Genomic DNA, 19,322 nt, shown 5'->3' with positions numbered 1-19,322 from the left:
CTACAGCTTGGCCGTCAGCAGTCTCAGCCCGGCAAAGGCGAAGAAACCGGCCATGGCCGCTTCGATGCTGCGGCGTGCCTTCTTGTAGCCGCGGTGCACCGGCCCGATTGAGAATAGCACAGCAAAGCCCATGAAAATGACGACACCAAGCACCATGCAGCCGCCAATCAGGACGGGCATGACCTGCGGCGCGTCCTGCGGCGTGCCGAGCGAAACCAGCGTGAGCCAGGAGAATATCGCCTTCGGGTTCGTCAGGTGAATGCCGAGGCCCTTGAAGTAAAGACGGCACAGCGAGGGCGGCTGCTTTTCGAGCGGCAACGCGCTTTCCGACTCTTTCCGCATCGCCGCCTTCAGTGCCTTGAATGCCAGCCAGAGCAGATAGAGCCCGCCGGCAATCTTCAGGATGAAGAGTGCGCTACCGTAGGTGCGGATCAGCGCCGAAAGTCCGGCGGCGGCCAGCATCGCCCAAGTGTATGAGCCCGTCAGCACGCCAAGCGCCAGCGCCATGCCGGAGCTTCGCCCGCGGCTGATCGACGTGCCGATGATGGCAAGCACCGCCGGCCCCGGCGAGGCGGTGGCGATAAGGTAGGCGCCCCAGACGACGAAGAGTTGCGGTAGGTGGGGCAGGAGGTATGACATGCGCAAATCTCCAATGCTGCGTCCTTGAGAATGGCAGGGCGCCATCATGCCGAGAGAGCGTTGAAAGAGAATGCGTAATCTTGTCGTGGTGACAATTTGGGCGGATGGGCAACACTCAATTGCCGGGCGAACTTTATCCGGCTGCCAAACTACTTCCCCTGCAGCGCTGGCCCTGCAAGCGCTGGTCCGTAACAATTGCCCGGAGATGAAAGCCCTCAGAGAATGTCTTCCAGTGCCGCAACGAGCGCATCGCATTGCTCCGGCGTGCCGATCGTGATGCGCAGGAAATCGGAAATACGCGGCTTGGCGAAGTGGCGCACGAGCACCGCCCGCTCGCGCAGGCCCTTTGCCAGTGCCTCGCCGCTATGGTCCGGATGGCGGGCAAACACGAAGTTGGCCTGCGAAGGCAGCACCTCGAAGCCACGCTGGCGCAACGCATCGGAAACGCGATCTCGCGAGGCGATGACGGCATGGCGTGTCACGTCGAACCATGCGGTGTCTTCGACGGCCGCGGTGGCGCCAGCCTGTGCGATGCGGTCCAGCGGATAGGAATTGAAGCTGTCCTTGACGCGCTCCAGCGCGTCGATCAGCGGCCGCTGGCCGATGGCATAGCCGACGCGCAGGCCCGCCAGCGAGCGCGACTTGGACAAGGTGTGGACGACTAGCAGATTGTCGTATTTCCGGGTGAGCGGGATCGCACTCTCGCCGCCGAAGTCGATATAGGCTTCGTCGATCACGACCGGCTGCTCGCGATGCGCTGCAAGGAGCGATTCGATCGCCGATGGCGGCAGGCCTGTACCGGTGGGTGCATTTGGGTTCGGAAGGATGATCGCGCCGCAGGGGCGGTCATAATCGCCGATGTCGATGCCGAAACCGTCGTTCAGCGGGACTTCCACGGCCTCGATGCCGAAGAGGCGGCAATAGGTGGGGTAGAAACTGTAGGTGATGTCGGGATAGAGCAGCGGCTTCTCGTGCTTGAGAAGCGCCACGAAGGCATGTGCCAGCACCTCGTCGGAACCGTTGCCGACAAAGACCTCATCCGGCGAGACGCCGTAGGTCCTGGCAATCGCTTCGCGCAGCGCAAGCGCGCTCGGGTCCGGATAGAGCTTCAGCGTGTCGGCCACAGCCGCCTGCATGGCGGCAATCGCTCTGGGTGACGGGCCGTAGGGATTCTCGTTGGTGTTGAGCTTGACGAGGTTGGCGATGCGCGGCTGCTCGCCGGCCGCATAGGGCTTCAGCGCGCCGACGATCGGCGACCAGAATTTGCTCATCCGTCAGTTCCTGCGATTGGCGATGAAACGGGCGGCCTCGATCAGGATAGCAGCCCGGTCGCCGAAGCGGGATAGCAGGTCTTCCGCGCCGCGGACAAGCTGTTCCAGTTGTGTGGCGGTCCAATCCTTCCCATGCAGGGCAACGAGCGTGCCCTTGCCGCGGGCGGCGTCCTTGCCGGTCGCCTTGCCCATGGTTTGCGTGTCCGCCGTCAGGTCGAGAAGGTCGTCGGCCAGCTGGAAAGCGAGGCCGATCTTTTCGCCATATTGGCGCATGAGCTGCCGCTCTGCATCGGCGCTTCCGGCAATGATGGCACCCGCCTCGCAGGCGAAGCGGATCAACGCACCGGTCTTCATCGCCTGCAGCGTCGTGATGCCCGCCTCATCGAGCACGCAGCCTTCCGCCGCCAGGTCGAGCGCCTGGCCGCCGGCCATGCCACCGATGCCTGACGCGCGCGCCAATGCGAGGATAAGCTCGGTCTTCTGCCGGTCCTTGAGCCGCGTTTCCGGTGCGGCGATGATGTCGAAGGCGAGCGTGAGCAGGCTGTCGCCGGCCAGGATCGCGTTTGCCTCTCCATGCGCGATGTGCACGGTCGGCTGGCCGCGGCGCAGGTCATCGTCGTCCATGGCGGGAAGATCGTCATGGACCAGCGAATAGCTGTGAACGCATTCCAGTGCCGCACCGATGCGCAAGGCGGCACCCGGATCGCCACCGAGCAGCGCTGCACTCTCCATCACCAGGAACGGCCGCAGGCGCTTGCCGCCATTCAGCAGGCCATGCCGCATGGCGACGAGCAGCGGTTCCGGCCGGGCTATTTCATCGGGTTGCACCGTGTCGCCCAGGATACTGGCCAGACAGGCCTCGACCTCTGCAGCATTGTTCCTCAGGCGGGCTTCGAAGGATACGGAATTTTCGCTCATGCGGCGCTCTTTGGCATGACTGCGAGCCCGCTGGCAACGGGATTTTACCATATCGCCAGCGGCCTGCCCGGCTGGCGGTGCAAAGCCGAGAAAACCGTTCAATTTTGCCCGTACTTGCTCTATGAGAATTTTATGGACTATCAGGCGGGCGTCTCAGGGGTGGTGGACATCGTACCGGAAACTCGGGAAGAGGAAGAGGACGTGTCTTCCAGCCGTTCGCGAGGCTGGCGGGATGTTCTGCGTGAGCGCTGGCGCCGGTTGCTGTCGATCGCTGCGGCCGTCATCCTCCTGCCCTATGTTTTAATCATCCTCTATACACCGAGTTTCATCCACCCGATTTCGACGCCGATGCTGCGCGATCTCGTGTTTCTGCGCGGGTATGATCGCCAATGGGTGTCGTTCGGCGAGATTTCTCCCAATCTCGTCCGCTCGGTGATGATGTCGGAAGACGGGCAGTTCTGTCTTCATGACGGTGTCGATTGGGTGCAGATGCGCGGTGTCGTCACGGATGCGCTGGAAGGCGAATCCACTCGCGGTGCCTCGACGATCCCGATGCAGACCGCCAAGAACCTGTTTCTTTGGAACGGCCGCTCCTTCGTCCGCAAGGGAATGGAGCTTCCTTTGGCGCTCGTCGCGGATTTCGTCTGGAGCAAGCGGCGAATGATGGAGCTCTATCTCAACGTCGCGGAATGGGGCCCCGGAATTTATGGCGCAGAAGCCGCGGCCCGGCACCATTTCGGCGTTTCGGCCGCCAAGCTCACGCGTCGCCAGGCCGCTCTTCTGGCGGTCGCGCTTCCCAATCCGATCGAACGCAATGCCGGCAAACCCGGCAGCGGCCTGCGGCGGCTCGCCTCCGTGATCGAGCGTCGTGCCGGTCGCTCCGGCGAATATGTCAAATGCCTTTATGAATGAGATCAGGCCTTTTCATTGGCGCTGGACTCGGCTTTCCCTTTATAGCAGTGCTTCATCCAGAAAGATCGGAGAAGACCGGTGACCAAGCTCACGCTCTATGTCGGCAACAAGAACTACTCCTCCTGGTCGCTGCGGCCCTGGCTCGCGCTGGAAGGCTGCGGCGTGCCGTTCGAGGATGTCGTCATCCCCTTCGATTTCCCGGCCGGCAATCCGAAGTTCAGGGATATTTCTCCGACGGGGCGGGTTCCGGTTCTGCATCATGGCGATGTCCGCGTCTGGGAATCGCTGGCGATCATCGAATATGTCGCCGAGCTCTTCCCGCAGGCCGGCCTCTGGCCGGAAGATTCCGCCGAAAGGGCGGTCGCACGCAGCTATTCCATGGAGATGCTCTCCGGTTTCCGGGCGCTGCGCGGCGCCTGCCCGATGAACATTCGGCGCGAAAAGCGGGCGATCAACCTGCCGAATGACGTCATGGGCGATATCGAGCGGATCGAGACGATCTGGCGTGAGGCCGTGGCCCGCTCCGGCGGCCCATTCCTGTTCGGCCGCTTCACCGCCGCCGATGCCATGTTTGCGCCCGTGGTCAACCGGTTCGAGGTCTATGACCTCACCCGCAATCCCGGCTCGCTCGCCTATATGGATGCGGTGAAAACCCATCCGGCCTTCGCCAAGTGGCAGGAGGCGGCGCTTGAGGAAACCTGGATCGTGCCGGAAGACGAAGCGTGATTCGTCGCGCCGCCGGTCAGCATTGAAAAAATATCTGTGGGGACTGGTCAAACGCCTGGCAGGCATGTATAAGCCCGGCAAATTCCGAGATTGACATCTGTTTGTCCCGGCCAACGGTCTGGCCGCTCAACAGAGTTTTGCCCGATAAGTGGAGTATGAAATGGCTGTACCGAAAAGAAAAACAAGCCCGTCCAAGCGCGGTATGCGCCGTTCCGCTGACGCGCTGAAGGCTCCGACCTATGTCGAAGACAAGAACTCCGGCGAACTGCGCCGTCCGCACCACATCGACCTGAAGACCGGCATGTACCGCGGCCGCCAGGTTCTGACCCCGAAGGCTTCCGCTTAATCAGCGTCGCCGTCAGGCTCGAGTTTTGAAGGGCTGGCTTTCGCCGGCCCTTTTCTGTTGTCCGCTTAGGGGCACGCCGACCCTCGGGTCGTTTTCCCGGATCGTCGCCCTATCTGCATCGCGCGGTCATTTTCTTGACCATGAGCGTACTGTAGGCAAATATCGATCGACGCCTGGCCCGAGGAGACCGGGCGATAAATTGGGAGTTCCTGTCGATGATTACCGCCATTCCACTGCTGATCGTGCCGTTCATTCTCTACAATCTGGGCATGGTTGGCATCTTGGGGAGCGGCGGTGTCGCGGTCTTCGAAGTGACGCTCCTATCGTTGACGATGCTGTCGGGCGCGGTTTGGACGATGAGCGTCGGCGATCTCGTGATCGTCATCGCGCTTGTCCTGCTTTTCGTCGAAATCCTCAAGGCAACCCGCGTCAGCTCCAAAGCGCTGATGGATCATCTCTTGTCGATGGTTCTGTTCATCGTCTTCCTGGTGGAGTTCCTGCTGGTCGCCAATGCCGCAACTCACACCTTCTTCATCCTGATGACGATCAGTTTCATCGACGTGATTGCCGGCTTCTCGGTGTCGATGCGCACAGCCGGGCGGGACGTGTCGATCGGCCTTTGATGTCGCTTTCGCCAAGCTGGGTTTCATGAGGAGCCCTCCTCTGTCGGCGACGGCGACAGAGGAGGGTCGGTGCGGCATGCCCGATCACGCTCTTACCCCAGGTTTTCCAGTTTTGTCTGCAGCGCGCGAAGCTGTTCCTTCAGTTCATCAATGTCCTTGGCCTCGGCCTTGCGCGGTTCCTTGGCCTGAGGTGCCGCGGCCATGAAGGGCGAGAACATCTGCATGGCCTGATGAAACAGCTCTGTATTGCGCCGGACCTGCTCTTCCACCAGTTGCAAGGGGACGGCGAGGTTCTTGCCGAGCGGCGTTTCCCCGAAGGCCTTGTTGATCTGTTCGCGCATCTGCACCTGCTGGTCGGTGAAAGCCTGCATCGAATGTTCGAGATAGCTCGGCACCACCATCTGCATCTGGTCGCCGTAGAAGGAAATCAGCTGGCGCAGGAAGGAAATCGGCAAAAGCGTGTTGCCGGTCTTGGATTCCTGCTCGAAAATGATCTGCGTCAATACCTGATGCGTGATGTCCTCGCCTGACTTCGCGTCCTGGACGGTGAATTCCTCCCCCTTCTTCACCATGACTGCGAGATCGTCGAGCGTGACGTATGTACTGGTACCGGTATTGTAGAGCCTCCGGTTGGCGTATTTCTTGATAACGATCTGGCCGTCGTGTTTTGCCATCAGGGTCTCCTCCCCATGCTCCCGTCTTTATTGAGTTTTTCAGAGTATCCGTAAAAAACCTGTTCTGACAATCTCTTTGTGCAATGCGACGACGCAGGTGCAAAATTTCTTTTCGCGCCTGGATTGTGGATTGAAAAGACGGCGAGTGCATTATGACGTTTGACTTGCGCGTCTACCTTTGCCAGTCTTTGGCAGTCGCGAAAAAATGAACGAGGAAATATCTGATGAGCACTCCCTCTATCGTCATCGCCAGCGCCGGCCGCACCGCCGTCGGGTCTTTCAACGGTTCCTTTGCCAATACACCTGCGCACGAACTGGGCGCCGCGGTCATCAAGGGTGTGCTTGAGCGCGCCGGCGTCGATGCCGGCGAAGTGGACGAGGTGATCCTCGGCCAGGTCCTGTCGGCGGGCGAAGGCCAGAACCCGGCCCGCCAGGCGGCCATGAAGGCCGGCATTCCCCAGGAAGCGACCGCCTGGGGCATGAACCAGCTCTGCGGTTCCGGCCTGCGCGCGGTTGCACTCGGCATGCAGCAGATTGCCACGGGTGACGCCAGGATCATCGTGGCCGGCGGCATGGAGTCCATGTCGATGGCACCGCATTGCGCGCACCTGCGCGGCGGCGTCAAGATGGGCGACTTCAAGATGGTCGACACCATGATCAAGGACGGCCTGACCGACGCCTTCTACGGCTATCACATGGGCACGACCGCCGAAAACGTCGCGAAGAAGTGGCAGCTGACGCGCGATGAACAGGATCAGTTCGCACTCGCCTCGCAGAACAAGGCCGAGGCAGCCCAGAAGGCTGGCCGGTTCGCCGACGAAATCATTCCCTTCATCGTCAAGGGCCGCAAGGGTGATGTCACCGTCGATCAGGACGAATATATCCGCCACGGCGCCACGCTGGACTCCATGGCAAAGCTCCGCCCGGCCTTTGACAAGGAAGGCACCGTCACCGCTGGCAATGCCTCAGGGCTCAACGATGGCGCGGCCGCAACATTGCTGATGACCGAGGCAGAAGCCGGACACCGGGGTATCCAGCCGCTGGCCCGGATCGTGTCCTGGGCGACAGCGGGTGTCGATCCGCAGGTCATGGGCACAGGCCCCATCCCGGCTTCGCGCAAGGCGTTGGAAAAAGCCGGCTGGTCGGTTGCAGATGTCGAACTTGTCGAAGCCAACGAAGCCTTTGCAGCGCAGGCCTGTGCGGTCAACAAGGATCTTGGCTGGGATACGTCGATCGTCAACGTCAATGGCGGCGCCATCGCCATCGGTCACCCGATCGGGGCGTCTGGGGCGCGCGTTCTCAACACGCTCCTGTTCGAAATGAAGCGTCGCGGCGTGTCCAAGGGACTTGCAACGCTCTGCATCGGTGGCGGCATGGGTGTCGCCATGTGTGTCGAACGGCTGTGACAATTATCCGTTAGGCATTCGCTCCGGCCCCGCGGCCGGAGCAGACTTCACCGCAAGAGCCGGGAGAATTGTGCTTACGCTTGCGAGCACAGGCATCGGGCCAAGAACGAGGTAACAGGGAGAGACGGATGAGCAGAGTAGCATTGGTCACTGGCGGGTCGCGCGGCATCGGCGCGGCCATATCCATCGCCTTGAAGGGCGCCGGATACAAGGTCGCGGCAAACTACGCCGGCAATGACGAGAAGGCGCAGGCCTTTACCGCCGAAACCGGTATCGCGACCTACAAGTGGGACGTTTCCGACTACGCGGCTTGCGCTGCCGGCATCGCCACGGTTGAGGCCGATCTCGGCCCGATCGAAATTCTCGTCAACAATGCTGGGATTACCCGCGACGCCATGTTCCACAAGATGACGCCGGAGAACTGGAAGGACGTCATCAACACCAATCTCAGCGGCCTTTTCAACATGACGCATCCAATCTGGACCGGCATGCGTGACCGCAATTTCGGCCGGGTGATCAATATTTCCTCGATCAATGGCCAGAAGGGCCAGATGGGCCAGGTCAATTATTCAGCAGCCAAGGCCGGTGATCTCGGTTTCACCAAGGCGCTTGCCCAGGAGGGCGCTGCCAAGGGCGTCACCGTCAACGCCATCTGCCCCGGTTATATCGGCACGGAAATGGTCCGCGCCATCCCTGAAAAGGTGCTGGCGGAACGCATCATCCCGCAGATTCCTGTCGGACGCCTCGGCGAGCCGGAGGAGATCGCCCGTATCGCCGTGTTCCTCGCCTCAGACGACGCGGGCTTCATCACCGGTTCGACGATCTCCGCCAATGGCGGCCAGTTCTTCGTCTGATCAAATTGATTCCTGCTGTTGCGAACGGCGCCCTTGTGGCGCCGTTCCGCGTTATCAAAGCTGCGTTGGTCTCCGACTTGTTTCCGCTACGATGGGAGTTTGTCAGCTTCGGAAGGCAAAGTTAACGCCACGACGGGAATCTGGCAAAAGACTCAAATTTTCCTATGTTAAATACCCGTTACTCCCACCATATCTTGTGGGGAACAATTCGGGACATTTCCAGCGTCGCGATTGTCGCCGATTCGTTCGACCTTTGAACACAGCATCGGCAATCGATGCGCCGCGGCGAACTGACTAGTCGACTTGGTTAAATTTTTCTGATTTTTCAGTTATTTGGATTCTGAATCTCACGAAGTGCAGGATGCGACCGAAGCCAATGTCCGCACCCGTTTTCGCCTGGAAATGACGATTCAGCATCTGGTGAGAATCCGGCTCAGAAAATCAATATCTAGCAGTGAACAAAAGATGAATCGGAGGGAGTCAGCGATTCGTCTCCGATTCGTTCCATGGCTGTTCCGATTCCGGCAAATGCGGGTGGAAATGCAGACAGCAAGCCCCATTTGCAGTATTTCATGCTCCGGCACCCTTGCGTTTATGTTGTTGTATGGGCATGTGTGCTGCGCCGGTTGAAACGGCTTTTCCGCCGTGAATGGCCTTCGCAGAGTGAAAGTGCGCAGGATCGAGACAGTGCCTGACCAACCCATGATCTTGAGCGGCCGCGGCGTGATCGCGGTCCTCGGCCCCACCAACACCGGTAAGACGCATTATGCGATCGAGCGCATGGTCGCGCATGAATCCGGCGTGATCGGATTGCCGCTGCGGCTGCTTGCCCGCGAGGTTTATACGCGCCTCGTCGAAAAGGTCGGCGCCCACAATGTCGCGCTTATCACCGGCGAGGAGAAGATCACGCCGCATATGGCGCGCTTCTCGGTTTGCACCGTCGAGGCCATGCCGCGCGAGACCAAGGCGGCGTTCGTGGCGATCGACGAGGTACAGCTCGCCGGCGATCTCGAGCGCGGCCATATCTTCACCGACCGGTTGATGCATCTGCGCGGCAGAAGCGAAACCCTGCTTCTCGGTGCCGCGACCATGCGGCCGATCCTTGAACACCTGCTGCCGGGCATTACCGTCGTCGAGCGGCCGCGACTGTCGCAGCTTCTCTATGCTGGCTCGAAGAAAATCACCCGTTTGCCGCAGCGCACGGCGATCGTCGCCTTCTCGGCGGAAGAGGTCTATGCGATCGCCGAACTGATCCGCCGCCAGCGGGGAGGTGCTGCCGTCGTGCTCGGCGCCCTGTCACCCCGCACGCGCAACGCGCAGGTTGCGCTCTACCAGGCGGGCGACGTCGAATATCTGGTGGCGACCGACGCGATCGGCATGGGATTGAACCTCGATGTCGATCACGTCGCCTTTGCCCAGGATCGCAAGTATGACGGCTATCAGTTCCGCAATCTCAACCCGGGCGAACTGGCGCAGGTTGCCGGTCGCGCCGGCCGCCACCTGCGCGACGGCACCTTCGGCGTCACCTCGCGAGTAGAACCGTTCGACAACGAACTCGTCCACCGCATCGAATCACACCAGTTCGACCCGGTGCGGGTGCTGCAATGGCGCTCCAAGGCGCTTAACTTCGCCTCGCTTGCGGCCTTGAAGAAAAGCCTCGATGCCCCGCCGGCGGTAAACGGGCTGACGCGGGCGTTACCGGCGGTGGACCAGCAGGCGCTGGATTATCTTTCGCATTATCCGGAAATCTCCGGTGTCGCAACGACACCGGAGCGTGTAGAAAAGCTCTGGGAGGCCTGTGCGCTTCCCGACTATCGGCGCATAACGCCGGCGCAACATGCCGATCTGATATCGACCATCTATGCCGATCTCGTCCGGCGTGGCACAGTGAACGAAGATTTCATGGCCGAACAGGTTCGCCGCGCGGACCAAACGGATGGTGAAATCGACACATTGTCCGCGAGAATTGCACAAATCAGGACATGGACCTATGTATCCAACCGTCCGGGGTGGCTTGCCGATCCGACACACTGGCAAGAAAAGACGCGGGAAATCGAAGATCGATTGTCTGACGCGTTACATGAAAGGTTGACGAAACGCTTTGTTGATCGCAGGACATCTGTGCTCATGAAGCGCCTGAGAGAGAATGCGATGCTGGAAGCTGAAATCAGTGTAAATGGCGATGTCTTCGTTGAAGGACATCATGTGGGACAATTGGCCGGGTTCCGTTTCACGCTGGCGGCAGTGACCGACGGTCTCGACGCGCGCGCGGTGCAGGCTGCCGCACAGAAGGCGCTGGCGCTGGAATTCGAAGCACGGGCAGCGCGCCTGCATGCGGCGGGTAACGCCGATCTGGCGCTGGCTTCCGATGGTCTCGTGCGCTGGCTCGGCGATCCCGTCGCGCGGCTCGCTGCGAGCGAGCACGTCATGCGCCCTCGCGTCATTCTGCTTGCCGACGAGCAGTTGCAAGGCAACGCTCGCGATCATGTGCTTGCCCGCATCGAGCGCTTCGTCAACCACCATATCTCGACGGTCCTGAAGCCGCTCGACGATCTGTCGCGTGCCGAAGATCTCGAAGGTCTTGCCAAAGGTCTGGCGTTCCAGCTCGTCGAAAGTCTCGGGGTGATGTTCCGCCGCGACGTTGCCGACGAGGTCAAGTCGCTGGACCAGGAGGCACGCGCCTCGATCCGCCGCCACGGCATCCGGTTTGGTGCCTATCACATTTTCATGCCGGCTCTCCTGAAGCCTGCCCCGGCCGAGCTCATCACACTGCTCTGGGCCTTGAAGAACGACGGGCTGGACAAGCCTGGTTACGGCGATCTCATCCCGGTTCTGGCAGCTGGCCGAACCTCGGTCGTCACCGATCCGTCTTTCGAGCGTACCTTCTACAAGCTGGCCGGCTTTCGTTTCCTCGGCAAGCGCGCGGTCCGCATCGATATTCTCGAACGGCTCGCCGATCTCATCCGTCCGCTCTTGCAATGGAAGCCGGGCACGACGGCGCGTCCAGACGGCGCCTATGACGGCCGCCGTTTCACCGCGACGACGGCCATGCTGTCCATTCTCGGTGCCACGCCCGACGATATGGAAGAGATTCTCAAGGGTCTCGGTTATCGCGCTGACATCGTGAAGGCCGAGGAAGCTGCCGCGTTCCTGTCTGCGCCGTCGGGCAATGTGACCACGCCGGCTGACCTGGCCGCAGTCGAAACGACGGCCGAGACAACCGACCATGACGACGCGGATGCGCCAGGCGAAGAGGCTTCCGAGCCGGCGCCGGAACAGGCAGCGCCCGCTGAGACTGCTCCGGAGGCAGAAGCTGCCGCCGCTGAATCCGCTGGCGAGCCCGCAGAGCAGGTTGAAGCCAAGCCCGTGCTCCTGTGGCGACCGGGCGGCCGCAACGAGAACCAGCGCGCAGGCGGACGTCCGCACGGCAATCATCGTGGCGCCAACAACCGGGCACATCAGGGTGAAGCGCGCCGTGAGGGGACTGAACAGCGCCCCGATGGCGATGGCCGCCGCGAAGTGCGTGGCGACGATAATCGCAAGGGTGGCCGACCGGACCGCAATCGCGGCCGCGACGGCGGCAAACCGCAGGGTGGCCCGCGTCACGAGAAGGGCGAGCGCCAGGATCGTCCCGATCGCAACGACCGCGGCGGAAAGTCGCAGGCCGCCAAGTTCGAGGCGCGCCCCCCGCGCAAGGAAAAGCCGATCGATCCGGATTCGCCCTTTGCCAAGCTCGCTGCCCTGAAGGAGCAGATGAAAAAATAACGCCATGGCCGAGAAACAGCCCCAGTCCCTGCCGGTTCTCCGCCAGCGTCTCGACAAATGGCTGTTTTTCACGCGGCTGCAAAAGTCCCGCTCGATCGCCCAGAAGGCGATCGAGGCCGGTCATGTCCGGGTCAACGAGACCCGCATCACCCAGCCTTCCTTTGCCGTGAAAACCGGGGATGTCGTCCTTCTTTCGCTCGATCGGCGCGATATGACGGTGCGCGTCTTGCAGCCCGGCAATCGACGCGGCCCGTATGAGGAGGCGCGGCTTCTATACGAGGATCTGACGCCGCCGCCAGTGCCGGGCGACAAGCCGAATGCTTTCGAGCAGGCGACGCGTGAACGCGGCAGTGGGCGGCCGACCAAGAAGGAGCGCCGCGAGGTAGACCGGCTGCGACCGGGGTGGCGGGAGGATTAGAAAACTGTCTCACCAGACGACGCTTTGGCGCATGGATTATTCTTGCAAAGCCCCGGCAAAGCCTTTACCTGACGGGACAAATGAGCAGTCCTAGCGCGCCGTTGAAGGCGCTGGCGGGCTGATATCCCGAACGGATGCGGACAAGCGGACTTCGCTCTCGGTTGCTGTCTGCCATCGAATGTGAGAAATCGCTGGAGTACCTCATGACGTATGTCGTGACCGACAATTGCATACGCTGCAAATATACCGATTGCGTGGAAGTGTGCCCGGTGGACTGCTTCTACGAAGGCGAGAATTTCCTGGTCATTCATCCCGACGAGTGCATCGACTGCGGCGTCTGCGAACCGGAATGTCCGGCAGGCGCGATCAAGCCCGATACCGAGCCGGGCCTCGACAAGTGGCTGAAAGTCAATGCCGAATTCGCGACCCAGTGGCCGAACATCACCGTCAAGAAAGACGAGATGCCGGAAGCCAAGGAAATGGATGGCGTGGAAGGCAAGTACGAGAAGTTTTTTTCGCCCGAGCCCGGCACGGGCGACTGACCTTTAAGGGCTTTATGCGGCCGGTTCAGGTTTGATGGTCCGGTCGCAAAAAGTGGCGAAATTGTGAGAAACATGGCTTAACCTTGTCCCTGCGGGGCGGGTTGGCCTTGGCTGCCGTTGTAAAGCAAATTATTGATTTCGGCAGTTTTTTATGATAGGGTCCACACACTGATCCACTCGAGGCACTAGGTGTGCCCGAAAACCATCACGAAAGCAAAAGAATCCTACGGCGCGGCTGACCCCAAATACGCAACGTCTGTTGCTTGTGTGTGATCGCCCCGCAGAAGATCGATTTGATGACCGTTGGCTCGGATCAGCGTGGAGTCACCCGACGGTGCCCCCGTCCATCCCGGGCCTGACTGACCCGGCCCCGGCTTGTAGCCGGGAGCGTAACAGGGAGTTTTTGAAACGAATGACGACCCAGCAGAAAAAATCTTCAGCACGCCATGGATTCAAGACCGGTGAATCGATCGTTTATCCGGCTCATGGCGTCGGACAGATCGTGGCAATCGAGGAGCAGGTGGTTGCGGGCATGTCGCTCGAACTGTTTGTAATCGATTTCGAAAAAGACAAGATGCGTCTCAAGGTACCGGTTGCCAAGGCCGTCAGCATTGGCATGCGCAAGCTGTCTGAAACCGATTTTGTCGAACGTGCATTGAAGGTTGTCCAGGGCAGGGCGCGCGTCAAGCGGACCATGTGGTCCCGCCGTGCGCAGGAATATGATGCCAAGATCAATTCCGGCGACCTTATTTCGATCGCCGAAGTCGTACGTGACCTCTACCGCGCTGACAACCAGCCGGAGCAGTCCTATTCCGAACGTCAGCTCTACGAAGCTGCGCTTGACCGCATGGCGCGCGAGATCGCAGCCGTGAACAAGATGTCGGAAACGGAAGCTGTCCGCCTCGTTGAAGCAAACCTCAGCAAGGGTCCGAAGCGCGGCAAGGCCCTCGAAGAAGACGAAGCGCAGGAAGAAGCAGCGTAAGCACGCTTCCAACGGCGCCTGCATTCAAAAGCCCTGTCAGCAATGACGGGGCTTTTTTTTTACGCGCGCCAGGCTCGTTGGCGATGCCATATCTGTCTGTCGCGGATCGTTGTATTCTGACTCCCTACAGCGCCGCGCGTCTTATCAGACGCGCAAAGGTCGCTGTAGCATTTTGAATCGCTGCATAATTTTATCCTTAGATCGAATACGATCGAAGGAATTATGCAGTAGCGATGCGGTTGCTGCCGGGCAGAACGTCATGAGCTACACTTTCGCAATCGGTGACGTCCACGGTTGCCTCGAGCCTCTGCGCAAGCTCCTGGCCATGGTCGAGGCTCGCTGGACTTCGGGAACCATCGTGTTTGTCGGTGACTACATAGACCGCGGGCCCGACAGCCGGGGCGTGATCGACCTGCTCAAGGCCGGTCCGGAAAAACCTGGCTGGCAATGGATCATGCTCAAGGGCAATCATGAGGACATGATGGTTGGCGCCTATGCGGGCCGCTATGATCGGGATTGGTGGCTCGACAATGGCGGCCTGGAGACCGAGATTTCCTACGGTGGCAGGGTGCCTGCTGAGGATCTGGCATGGGCCGAGCGGCTGCCGCTCATGCATTTGGACAGACACCGGATCTTCGTCCATGCGGGGGTCGATCCCGAGGTGCCGCTCGACAGACAATCGCCGCAGGACCTGCTCTGGCTGCGGCCGCAAACGTCGGCATATTACTGGGGCAAACATCTCTGCCATGGACATACGCCGTCCAGAATCAATCCCCGCACCATCGGCAACAGAACGAATATCGACAGCGGCTGTGTCTTCGGTGGCAAGCTGACCTGCGCGGTCTTCGACGATGATGTGGCCGGCGGCCCGCTTGAGTTCGTTAAAGCGGGATGGTGAGCGCTCTGCGGGTCTCATGAACTCGAGCGGATCCTTGCGCCTTCATGGTATGCTGTCAGCGAGGCGTCCTGTTGCGATCCGCCGGCGCGGCAGGGCGAAACCACGACCGGCACTGGAGGAGAAAATGACAGCTACCGTTTCTCTACATCCGTTACTCGACAAGGGTTTGCCCAAGGGCTCACCGGGCTTTACAGGTGGGATGCTTGTCTGCGATTGCACAGACAGACCCGTAAAGCTCAAGGTGGAGGGTGACGTCGCCCATAACCACGCCTGCGGCTGCACGAAATGCTGGAAGCCGCCCGGCGCGACATTTTCTATCGTCGCGGTTGTCCCGCATGACAAGATCACCGTGCTTGAAAACGGCGACAAGCTCGAAGTGGTCGACAAATCGGCGCTGATCCAGCGGCACGCCTGCAAGGGTTGCGGCGTGCACATGTACGGACCGGTGGAGCGCGAGCATGCTTTCAAGGGGCTGGATTTTATTCACCCCGAGCGTTTCCAGGAAGATGGCTGGGCACCGCCCGGATTCGCGGCCTTCGTCTCTTCCATCATCGAATCTGGCACCGATCCAGCCGATATGAACGCTATCCGACAGCGCCTCAGCGGCCTCGGCCTGCCTCCCTACGACTGCCTCAATCCGGCGTTGATGGACCTTATCGCCACCTGGACGGCCAGGAAGAGCGGCGTGCTGAAATCCTGATCCCCGCGTGAGAAATGAAAGAGGGCGCCGCGATCTTCACCGCAGCGCCCTTTCTTGTTGCGTGAAGCTGCCGCTTATGCGGCGCCGCGCGACTTTTCAAAACGCTTGCGGTCGTTGCTATCGAGATACATCTTGCGCAGGCGGATGTTCTTCGGCGTCACTTCGACCAGTTCATCGTCCTGGATCCAGGAAAGCGCGCGGTCGAGCGTCATGCGGATCGGCGGCGTCAGCTTGACGGCTTCGTCCTTGCCGGAAGCGCGCATGTTGGTGAGCTTCTTGCCCTTCAGCACGTTCACTTCCAGATCGTTATCACGGGTGTGGATGCCGATGATCATTCCGGCATAGACCTTCTCGCCGGCATCGATGATCATCGGGCCGCGGTCTTCCAGGTTGAACATGGCATAGGCGACGGATTCGCCGGCATCGTTGGAGAGCAGGACGCCCTGAACACGACCGCCAATGTCACCCTTGTACGGCTGATATTCGTGGAACAGACGGTTCATGATCGCCGTGCCGCGTGTATCGGTCAAAAGTTCCGACTGGTAGCCGATCAGGCCGCGGGTCGGCGCGAAGAACTTCAGGCGAACGCGGTTGCCGCCGGACGGACGAAGCTCGGCCATTTCAGCCTTACGCTCGGACATCTTCTGGACGACGACGCCGGAATGCTCTTCATCGACGTCGATGACGACTTCTTCGACCGGCTCCAGCATCTGGCCGGTTGCTTCGTCCTTGTGCATGACCACGCGCGGACGCGATACGGCAAGCTCGAAGCCTTCGCGGCGCATGGTTTCGATCAGAACGGCCAGCTGCAATTCGCCACGGCCGGAGACGTAGAACGAATCCTTGCCTTCGGCTTCTTCAATCTTCAGCGCGACGTTGCCTTCGGCTTCCTTGAACAGGCGGTCACGGATGACACGGCTGGTCACCTTGTCGCCTTCGGTGCCGGCAAGCGGGCTATCGTTGACGATGAACGACATCGTGACGGTCGGCGGGTCGATCGGCTGGGCATGCAGAGCCTCGGTGACCGAAGGATCGCAGAATGTGTCGGCGACCGTGCCCTTGGACAGGCCGGCGATTGCGACGATATCGCCCGCATGGGCTTCCTCGATCGGCGTACGCTCGATGCCGCGGAAGGCGAGGATCTTGGAGATACGGCCATTTTCGATCAGCTTACCATCCTGGCCGAGAACCTTAACTGCCTGGTTCGGCTTGATCGAACCGGAATGGATACGGCCGGTGATGATGCGGCCGAGGAAGGGGTTGGCTTCCAGGATCGTGCCGATCATGCGGAACGCGCCGTCTTCGTCGCCGACGCTCGGCTCGGGAACATGCTTCAGAACGAGGTCGAGAAGCGGCGCAAGGCCCTCTTCCTTCGGACCTTCCGGATTGACGTTCATCCAGCCGTTGCGGCCCGAACCGTAGAGGATCGGGAAGTCGAGCTGTTCGTCGGTCGCGTCGAGGTTGGCGAAGAGGTCGAAGACTTCGTTGATGACTTCTTCGTGGCGGCCGTCCGGACGGTCGATCTTGTTGATCGCGACGATCGGGCGAAGGCCAACCTTCAGCGCCTTGGAGACGACGAACTTGGTCTGCGGCATCGGCCCTTCCGACGAGTCGACCAGGACGATTGCGCCATCCACCATCGACAGGATGCGCTCGACTTCGCCGCCAAAGTCGGCGTGGCCGGGGGTGTCGACGATGTTGATGCGCGTGCCCTTCCACTCGATCGAAGTGGCCTTCGCCAAGATGGTGATGCCGCGCTCTTTTTCGAGATCGTTCGAATCCATCATGCGCTCCGTCGTGCGCTGGTTGTCGCGGAAGGAACCCGACTGCTTCAGAAGTTCGTCGACAAGCGTGGTTTTCCCATGGTCAACGTGTGCGATGATCGCGATGTTGCGCATTTTCATGTGTGAATACTCGGAGGTTTCGGGGCGTATCTGAGGAACTGCCCACATCTTCAATTGCGCGGCTCATACAGGTTTTTTTGCATTTGCGAAAGGGGGCGTTGGCAAAGTCTTGATGAACGGTAAATATCGCCAACGCACTATGCGCTGTTTCCTGCGGGGTCGAGCGTCACCTGCCACAACTCCTGGTCTTCCCGGTCCATCAGCCGCACTGTCATCTGCTCCGTCTGGCCGTTGATATCGACAAGGCCGAAGAATTGCAGGCCGGCCGAAGGCGGCAGGTTCTGGTCGATGCCGCTGCCCGAGGCCTTGATGAAGCGCACCTCGGGGCCAAAGGTCATGTCCAGTTCTTTCGGCCCGTAGGTGCCGGAATGCAGCGGGCCGGAGACGAACTCCCAGAAGGGCAGGAAATCCTTGTAGACGCCGCGGGCAGGGTCGTAGTGGTGGGCTGCGGTATAGTGCACGTCGGCGGTCAGCCAGACGATGTTCTCTATGGCTTTGTCGCGGATGAAGGTGAGAATATCGGCAAATTCCCGTTCGCGCCCGCTGGGCTGGCCGTTGTCGCCGTTGGCGATCGCATCGGAGCCGCGGCGGTGCGTAAAGTCGTCCCAGACGACAAGGCCGAGCGGCATGTCGCAGGCAATCACCTTCCAGGTGGCCTTGGAGGCTGCCAGTTCCCGCTTCAGCCAGTCCGCCTGGAGCCAGCCGAACAGATCGGCATTCGCATCGCCCTGGTTGGCGCTGCGATAGGAGCGCAGGTCGACGAAGAAGACATCGAGCAGCCGACCATAGGCTATCTTGCGGAAGATGCGACCGGGCTGGGCAGGGATGGCGCGGATCGGTGTCATTTCCTGAAAGGCGCGCATGGCGCGCGCCGCATAGACCGAAACATCTTTTTCCGGATAACGCGGATCGTCGCGAAGGTCGGTCGAGGCCGACCAGTTGTTCAGCACTTCATGGTCGTCCCACTGATAGTAGGTCGGGCAAACGGCGTTCATCGCCCGCACATGCTCGTCGAGCAGATTGTATTTCCACTGGCCGCGATATTCGTCCAGCGTGCGGGCGACCTCCCGCTTCTCGGGTGTGACGATGCGGTTCCTCCAAAGCGCCCCGTCCCTGAGCGGTATCTCGTCGGGGATCGGGTTGTCGGCATAGACCGTGTCGCCGGAATGGATGAAGAAGTCCGGTTCGTGCAGCTTCATCGTTGAATAGGTCTTCACGCCGATATCGTCGATGCCCCAGCCCTGCCCAGCCGTGTCACCGGACCACACGAAGCGGACGGAGCGCCTGTGAAGCGGTGCGGTGCGAAAGCGGCCGATAATCGGTTCGGAGACGCTGTTGCTGTCATGCAGATCGGTCGCGGTAAAACGGTAGAAGATGTCCTGGTCGGGTAGCAAGTTGTCGAGCAGACACTTTGCAGCGAAGTCGTTGTTCGGCAGGGCGTCGATCGACGGCAGCCGTACAGGCGCAGAAAAACTCCCGGTGGTCGAATATTCGACCGCAATGCGCGACGGGCGGTCGGCCCGCGTCCAGATCATGCCGGACTTGGTATCGACATCGCCAGACTGGACGCCATGGGTGAAGGAAGGCCTGCCGAAGTTTCGCGCGTAGAAAGGGGCGGCAAGAACCGATGTGGCCGCAAATCCCGCGGCCCCCGCGGAGAGCAAAAAGGAGCGACGGGTCAATGTATCCTGGGTAGTGGCCAAATCTGCCTCCGGTACCGTCTCGGGGATCCTGAGGAATCCCG

At 60.7% G+C, this 19,322-nt stretch carries 18 protein-coding genes; 12 read left to right on the top strand and 6 right to left on the bottom strand.

Going from position 1 to position 19,322, the window contains the following annotated elements:
- From ACSQ2Z_RS02035 to ACSQ2Z_RS02025, 3 genes are all read right to left on the bottom strand, one after another.
- Nucleotides 1-639 carry a LysE family translocator gene (locus ACSQ2Z_RS02035; RefSeq protein ID WP_436079674.1) on the bottom strand — a complete coding sequence of 213 codons (639 nt, stop codon included), beginning with the start codon at nt 637-639 and terminating at the stop codon, nt 1-3.
- A 215-nt stretch (nt 640-854) separates the two neighbouring features.
- Nucleotides 855-1,910, bottom strand: a complete 1,056-nt coding sequence (hisC, locus tag ACSQ2Z_RS02030; RefSeq protein WP_436079673.1) for a histidinol-phosphate transaminase — start codon at nt 1,908-1,910, stop codon at nt 855-857.
- A gap of 3 nt (nt 1,911-1,913) precedes the next feature.
- Complete coding sequence (locus ACSQ2Z_RS02025) at nt 1,914-2,828, bottom strand: polyprenyl synthetase family protein (protein ID WP_436079672.1); 915 nt, start codon at nt 2,826-2,828, stop codon at nt 1,914-1,916.
- Between the two features lie 132 nt (nt 2,829-2,960).
- On the opposite strand from ACSQ2Z_RS02025, the gene mtgA reads away from it, so the two are divergent.
- The 4 genes from mtgA to ACSQ2Z_RS02005 all read left to right on the top strand — a co-directional run bounded on the left by mtgA (nt 2,961) and on the right by ACSQ2Z_RS02005 (nt 5,435).
- Nucleotides 2,961-3,740, top strand: coding sequence for a monofunctional biosynthetic peptidoglycan transglycosylase (mtgA, locus tag ACSQ2Z_RS02020; protein WP_436079671.1), 780 nt, complete (start codon nt 2,961-2,963; stop codon nt 3,738-3,740).
- Between the two features lie 78 nt (nt 3,741-3,818).
- Nucleotides 3,819-4,466, top strand: a complete 648-nt coding sequence (locus ACSQ2Z_RS02015) for a glutathione S-transferase family protein (protein WP_436079670.1) — start codon at nt 3,819-3,821, stop codon at nt 4,464-4,466.
- Nucleotides 4,467-4,626: 160 nt separating this feature from the next.
- A complete protein-coding gene (rpmF, locus tag ACSQ2Z_RS02010; RefSeq protein ID WP_026203804.1) occupies nt 4,627-4,812 on the top strand; it encodes a 50S ribosomal protein L32 in 186 nt (61 codons plus the stop codon).
- Between the two features lie 215 nt (nt 4,813-5,027).
- Nucleotides 5,028-5,435 (top strand): hypothetical protein, encoded by a 408-nt coding sequence (locus tag ACSQ2Z_RS02005; RefSeq protein WP_436079669.1) that lies wholly within the window; start codon nt 5,028-5,030, stop codon nt 5,433-5,435.
- A gap of 92 nt (nt 5,436-5,527) precedes the next feature.
- Here the strand turns inward: ACSQ2Z_RS02005 and phaR are convergent, their stop codons facing one another.
- Nucleotides 5,528-6,109, bottom strand: a complete 582-nt coding sequence (phaR, locus tag ACSQ2Z_RS02000) for a polyhydroxyalkanoate synthesis repressor PhaR (protein ID WP_436079668.1) — start codon at nt 6,107-6,109, stop codon at nt 5,528-5,530.
- 224 nt (nt 6,110-6,333) lie between these two features.
- Between phaR and ACSQ2Z_RS01995 the strand changes: the two genes are divergently transcribed.
- From ACSQ2Z_RS01995 to gfa, 8 genes are all read left to right on the top strand, one after another.
- Nucleotides 6,334-7,515 carry an acetyl-CoA C-acetyltransferase gene (locus ACSQ2Z_RS01995; protein WP_436079667.1) on the top strand — a complete coding sequence of 394 codons (1,182 nt, stop codon included), beginning with the start codon at nt 6,334-6,336 and terminating at the stop codon, nt 7,513-7,515.
- A 128-nt stretch (nt 7,516-7,643) separates the two neighbouring features.
- Nucleotides 7,644-8,369, top strand: a complete 726-nt coding sequence (gene phbB, locus ACSQ2Z_RS01990) for an acetoacetyl-CoA reductase (RefSeq protein ID WP_436079666.1) — start codon at nt 7,644-7,646, stop codon at nt 8,367-8,369.
- Between the two features lie 702 nt (nt 8,370-9,071).
- A complete protein-coding gene (locus ACSQ2Z_RS01985) occupies nt 9,072-12,134 on the top strand; it encodes a helicase-related protein (protein WP_436082945.1) in 3,063 nt (1,020 codons plus the stop codon).
- 4 nt (nt 12,135-12,138) lie between these two features.
- The gene (locus tag ACSQ2Z_RS01980) at nt 12,139-12,552 is read left to right on the top strand and encodes an RNA-binding S4 domain-containing protein (RefSeq protein WP_436079665.1); all 414 of its coding nucleotides are present in this window, start codon (nt 12,139-12,141) and stop codon (nt 12,550-12,552) included.
- 203 nt (nt 12,553-12,755) lie between these two features.
- Entirely contained in the window at nt 12,756-13,094 is a 339-nt protein-coding gene (gene fdxA, locus ACSQ2Z_RS01975) for a ferredoxin FdxA (protein WP_436079664.1), read from the top strand.
- A gap of 412 nt (nt 13,095-13,506) precedes the next feature.
- Nucleotides 13,507-14,076 carry a CarD family transcriptional regulator gene (locus ACSQ2Z_RS01970; protein WP_436079663.1) on the top strand — a complete coding sequence of 190 codons (570 nt, stop codon included), beginning with the start codon at nt 13,507-13,509 and terminating at the stop codon, nt 14,074-14,076.
- Between the two features lie 259 nt (nt 14,077-14,335).
- Complete coding sequence (locus ACSQ2Z_RS01965; RefSeq protein WP_436079662.1) at nt 14,336-14,974, top strand: metallophosphoesterase family protein; 639 nt, start codon at nt 14,336-14,338, stop codon at nt 14,972-14,974.
- Between the two features lie 124 nt (nt 14,975-15,098).
- The gene (gene gfa / locus ACSQ2Z_RS01960; RefSeq protein WP_436079661.1) at nt 15,099-15,674 is read left to right on the top strand and encodes an S-(hydroxymethyl)glutathione synthase; all 576 of its coding nucleotides are present in this window, start codon (nt 15,099-15,101) and stop codon (nt 15,672-15,674) included.
- Nucleotides 15,675-15,748: 74 nt separating this feature from the next.
- Here the strand turns inward: gfa and typA are convergent, their stop codons facing one another.
- Together typA and ACSQ2Z_RS01950 are read right to left on the bottom strand one after the other, a co-directional pair.
- Complete coding sequence (gene typA, locus ACSQ2Z_RS01955) at nt 15,749-17,578, bottom strand: translational GTPase TypA (RefSeq protein WP_436079660.1); 1,830 nt, start codon at nt 17,576-17,578, stop codon at nt 15,749-15,751.
- A 137-nt stretch (nt 17,579-17,715) separates the two neighbouring features.
- A complete protein-coding gene (locus ACSQ2Z_RS01950) occupies nt 17,716-19,281 on the bottom strand; it encodes an alkaline phosphatase D family protein (RefSeq protein WP_436079659.1) in 1,566 nt (521 codons plus the stop codon).
- Nucleotides 19,282-19,322: the final 41 nt, after the last annotated feature.

This window comes from Pararhizobium sp. LjRoot235 (genome assembly GCF_964254145.1).
In the GTDB taxonomy this organism is placed as follows: Bacteria; Pseudomonadota; Alphaproteobacteria; order Rhizobiales; family Rhizobiaceae; genus Pararhizobium.
The sequence above is the reverse complement of the archived record's forward strand: the minus strand, read 5'-3'. Positions and strand labels throughout refer to the sequence as shown.

What these genes read in the sequence shown, in the direction of transcription:
- ACSQ2Z_RS01965 (WP_436079662.1), top strand. Translation starts at nt 14,336, where the DNA reads ATGAGCTACACTTTCGCAATCGGTGACGTCCACGGTTGCCTCGAGCCT.
- gfa (WP_436079661.1), top strand. Translation starts at nt 15,099, where the DNA reads ATGACAGCTACCGTTTCTCTACATCCGTTACTCGACAAGGGTTTGCCC.
- ACSQ2Z_RS01970 (WP_436079663.1), top strand. Translation starts at nt 13,507, where the DNA reads ATGACGACCCAGCAGAAAAAATCTTCAGCACGCCATGGATTCAAGACC.
- mtgA (WP_436079671.1), top strand. Translation starts at nt 2,961, where the DNA reads ATGGACTATCAGGCGGGCGTCTCAGGGGTGGTGGACATCGTACCGGAA.
- ACSQ2Z_RS02035 (WP_436079674.1), bottom strand. Translation starts at nt 639, where the DNA reads ATGTCATACCTCCTGCCCCACCTACCGCAACTCTTCGTCGTCTGGGGC.
- ACSQ2Z_RS02005 (WP_436079669.1), top strand. Translation starts at nt 5,028, where the DNA reads ATGATTACCGCCATTCCACTGCTGATCGTGCCGTTCATTCTCTACAAT.
- ACSQ2Z_RS01985 (WP_436082945.1), top strand. Translation starts at nt 9,072, where the DNA reads ATGATCTTGAGCGGCCGCGGCGTGATCGCGGTCCTCGGCCCCACCAAC.
- fdxA (WP_436079664.1), top strand. Translation starts at nt 12,756, where the DNA reads ATGACGTATGTCGTGACCGACAATTGCATACGCTGCAAATATACCGAT.
- hisC (WP_436079673.1), bottom strand. Translation starts at nt 1,910, where the DNA reads ATGAGCAAATTCTGGTCGCCGATCGTCGGCGCGCTGAAGCCCTATGCG.
- typA (WP_436079660.1), bottom strand. Translation starts at nt 17,578, where the DNA reads ATGAAAATGCGCAACATCGCGATCATCGCACACGTTGACCATGGGAAA.
- phaR (WP_436079668.1), bottom strand. Translation starts at nt 6,109, where the DNA reads ATGGCAAAACACGACGGCCAGATCGTTATCAAGAAATACGCCAACCGG.
- ACSQ2Z_RS02025 (WP_436079672.1), bottom strand. Translation starts at nt 2,828, where the DNA reads ATGAGCGAAAATTCCGTATCCTTCGAAGCCCGCCTGAGGAACAATGCT.
- ACSQ2Z_RS01980 (WP_436079665.1), top strand. Translation starts at nt 12,139, where the DNA reads ATGGCCGAGAAACAGCCCCAGTCCCTGCCGGTTCTCCGCCAGCGTCTC.
- rpmF (WP_026203804.1), top strand. Translation starts at nt 4,627, where the DNA reads ATGGCTGTACCGAAAAGAAAAACAAGCCCGTCCAAGCGCGGTATGCGC.
- ACSQ2Z_RS01995 (WP_436079667.1), top strand. Translation starts at nt 6,334, where the DNA reads ATGAGCACTCCCTCTATCGTCATCGCCAGCGCCGGCCGCACCGCCGTC.
- phbB (WP_436079666.1), top strand. Translation starts at nt 7,644, where the DNA reads ATGAGCAGAGTAGCATTGGTCACTGGCGGGTCGCGCGGCATCGGCGCG.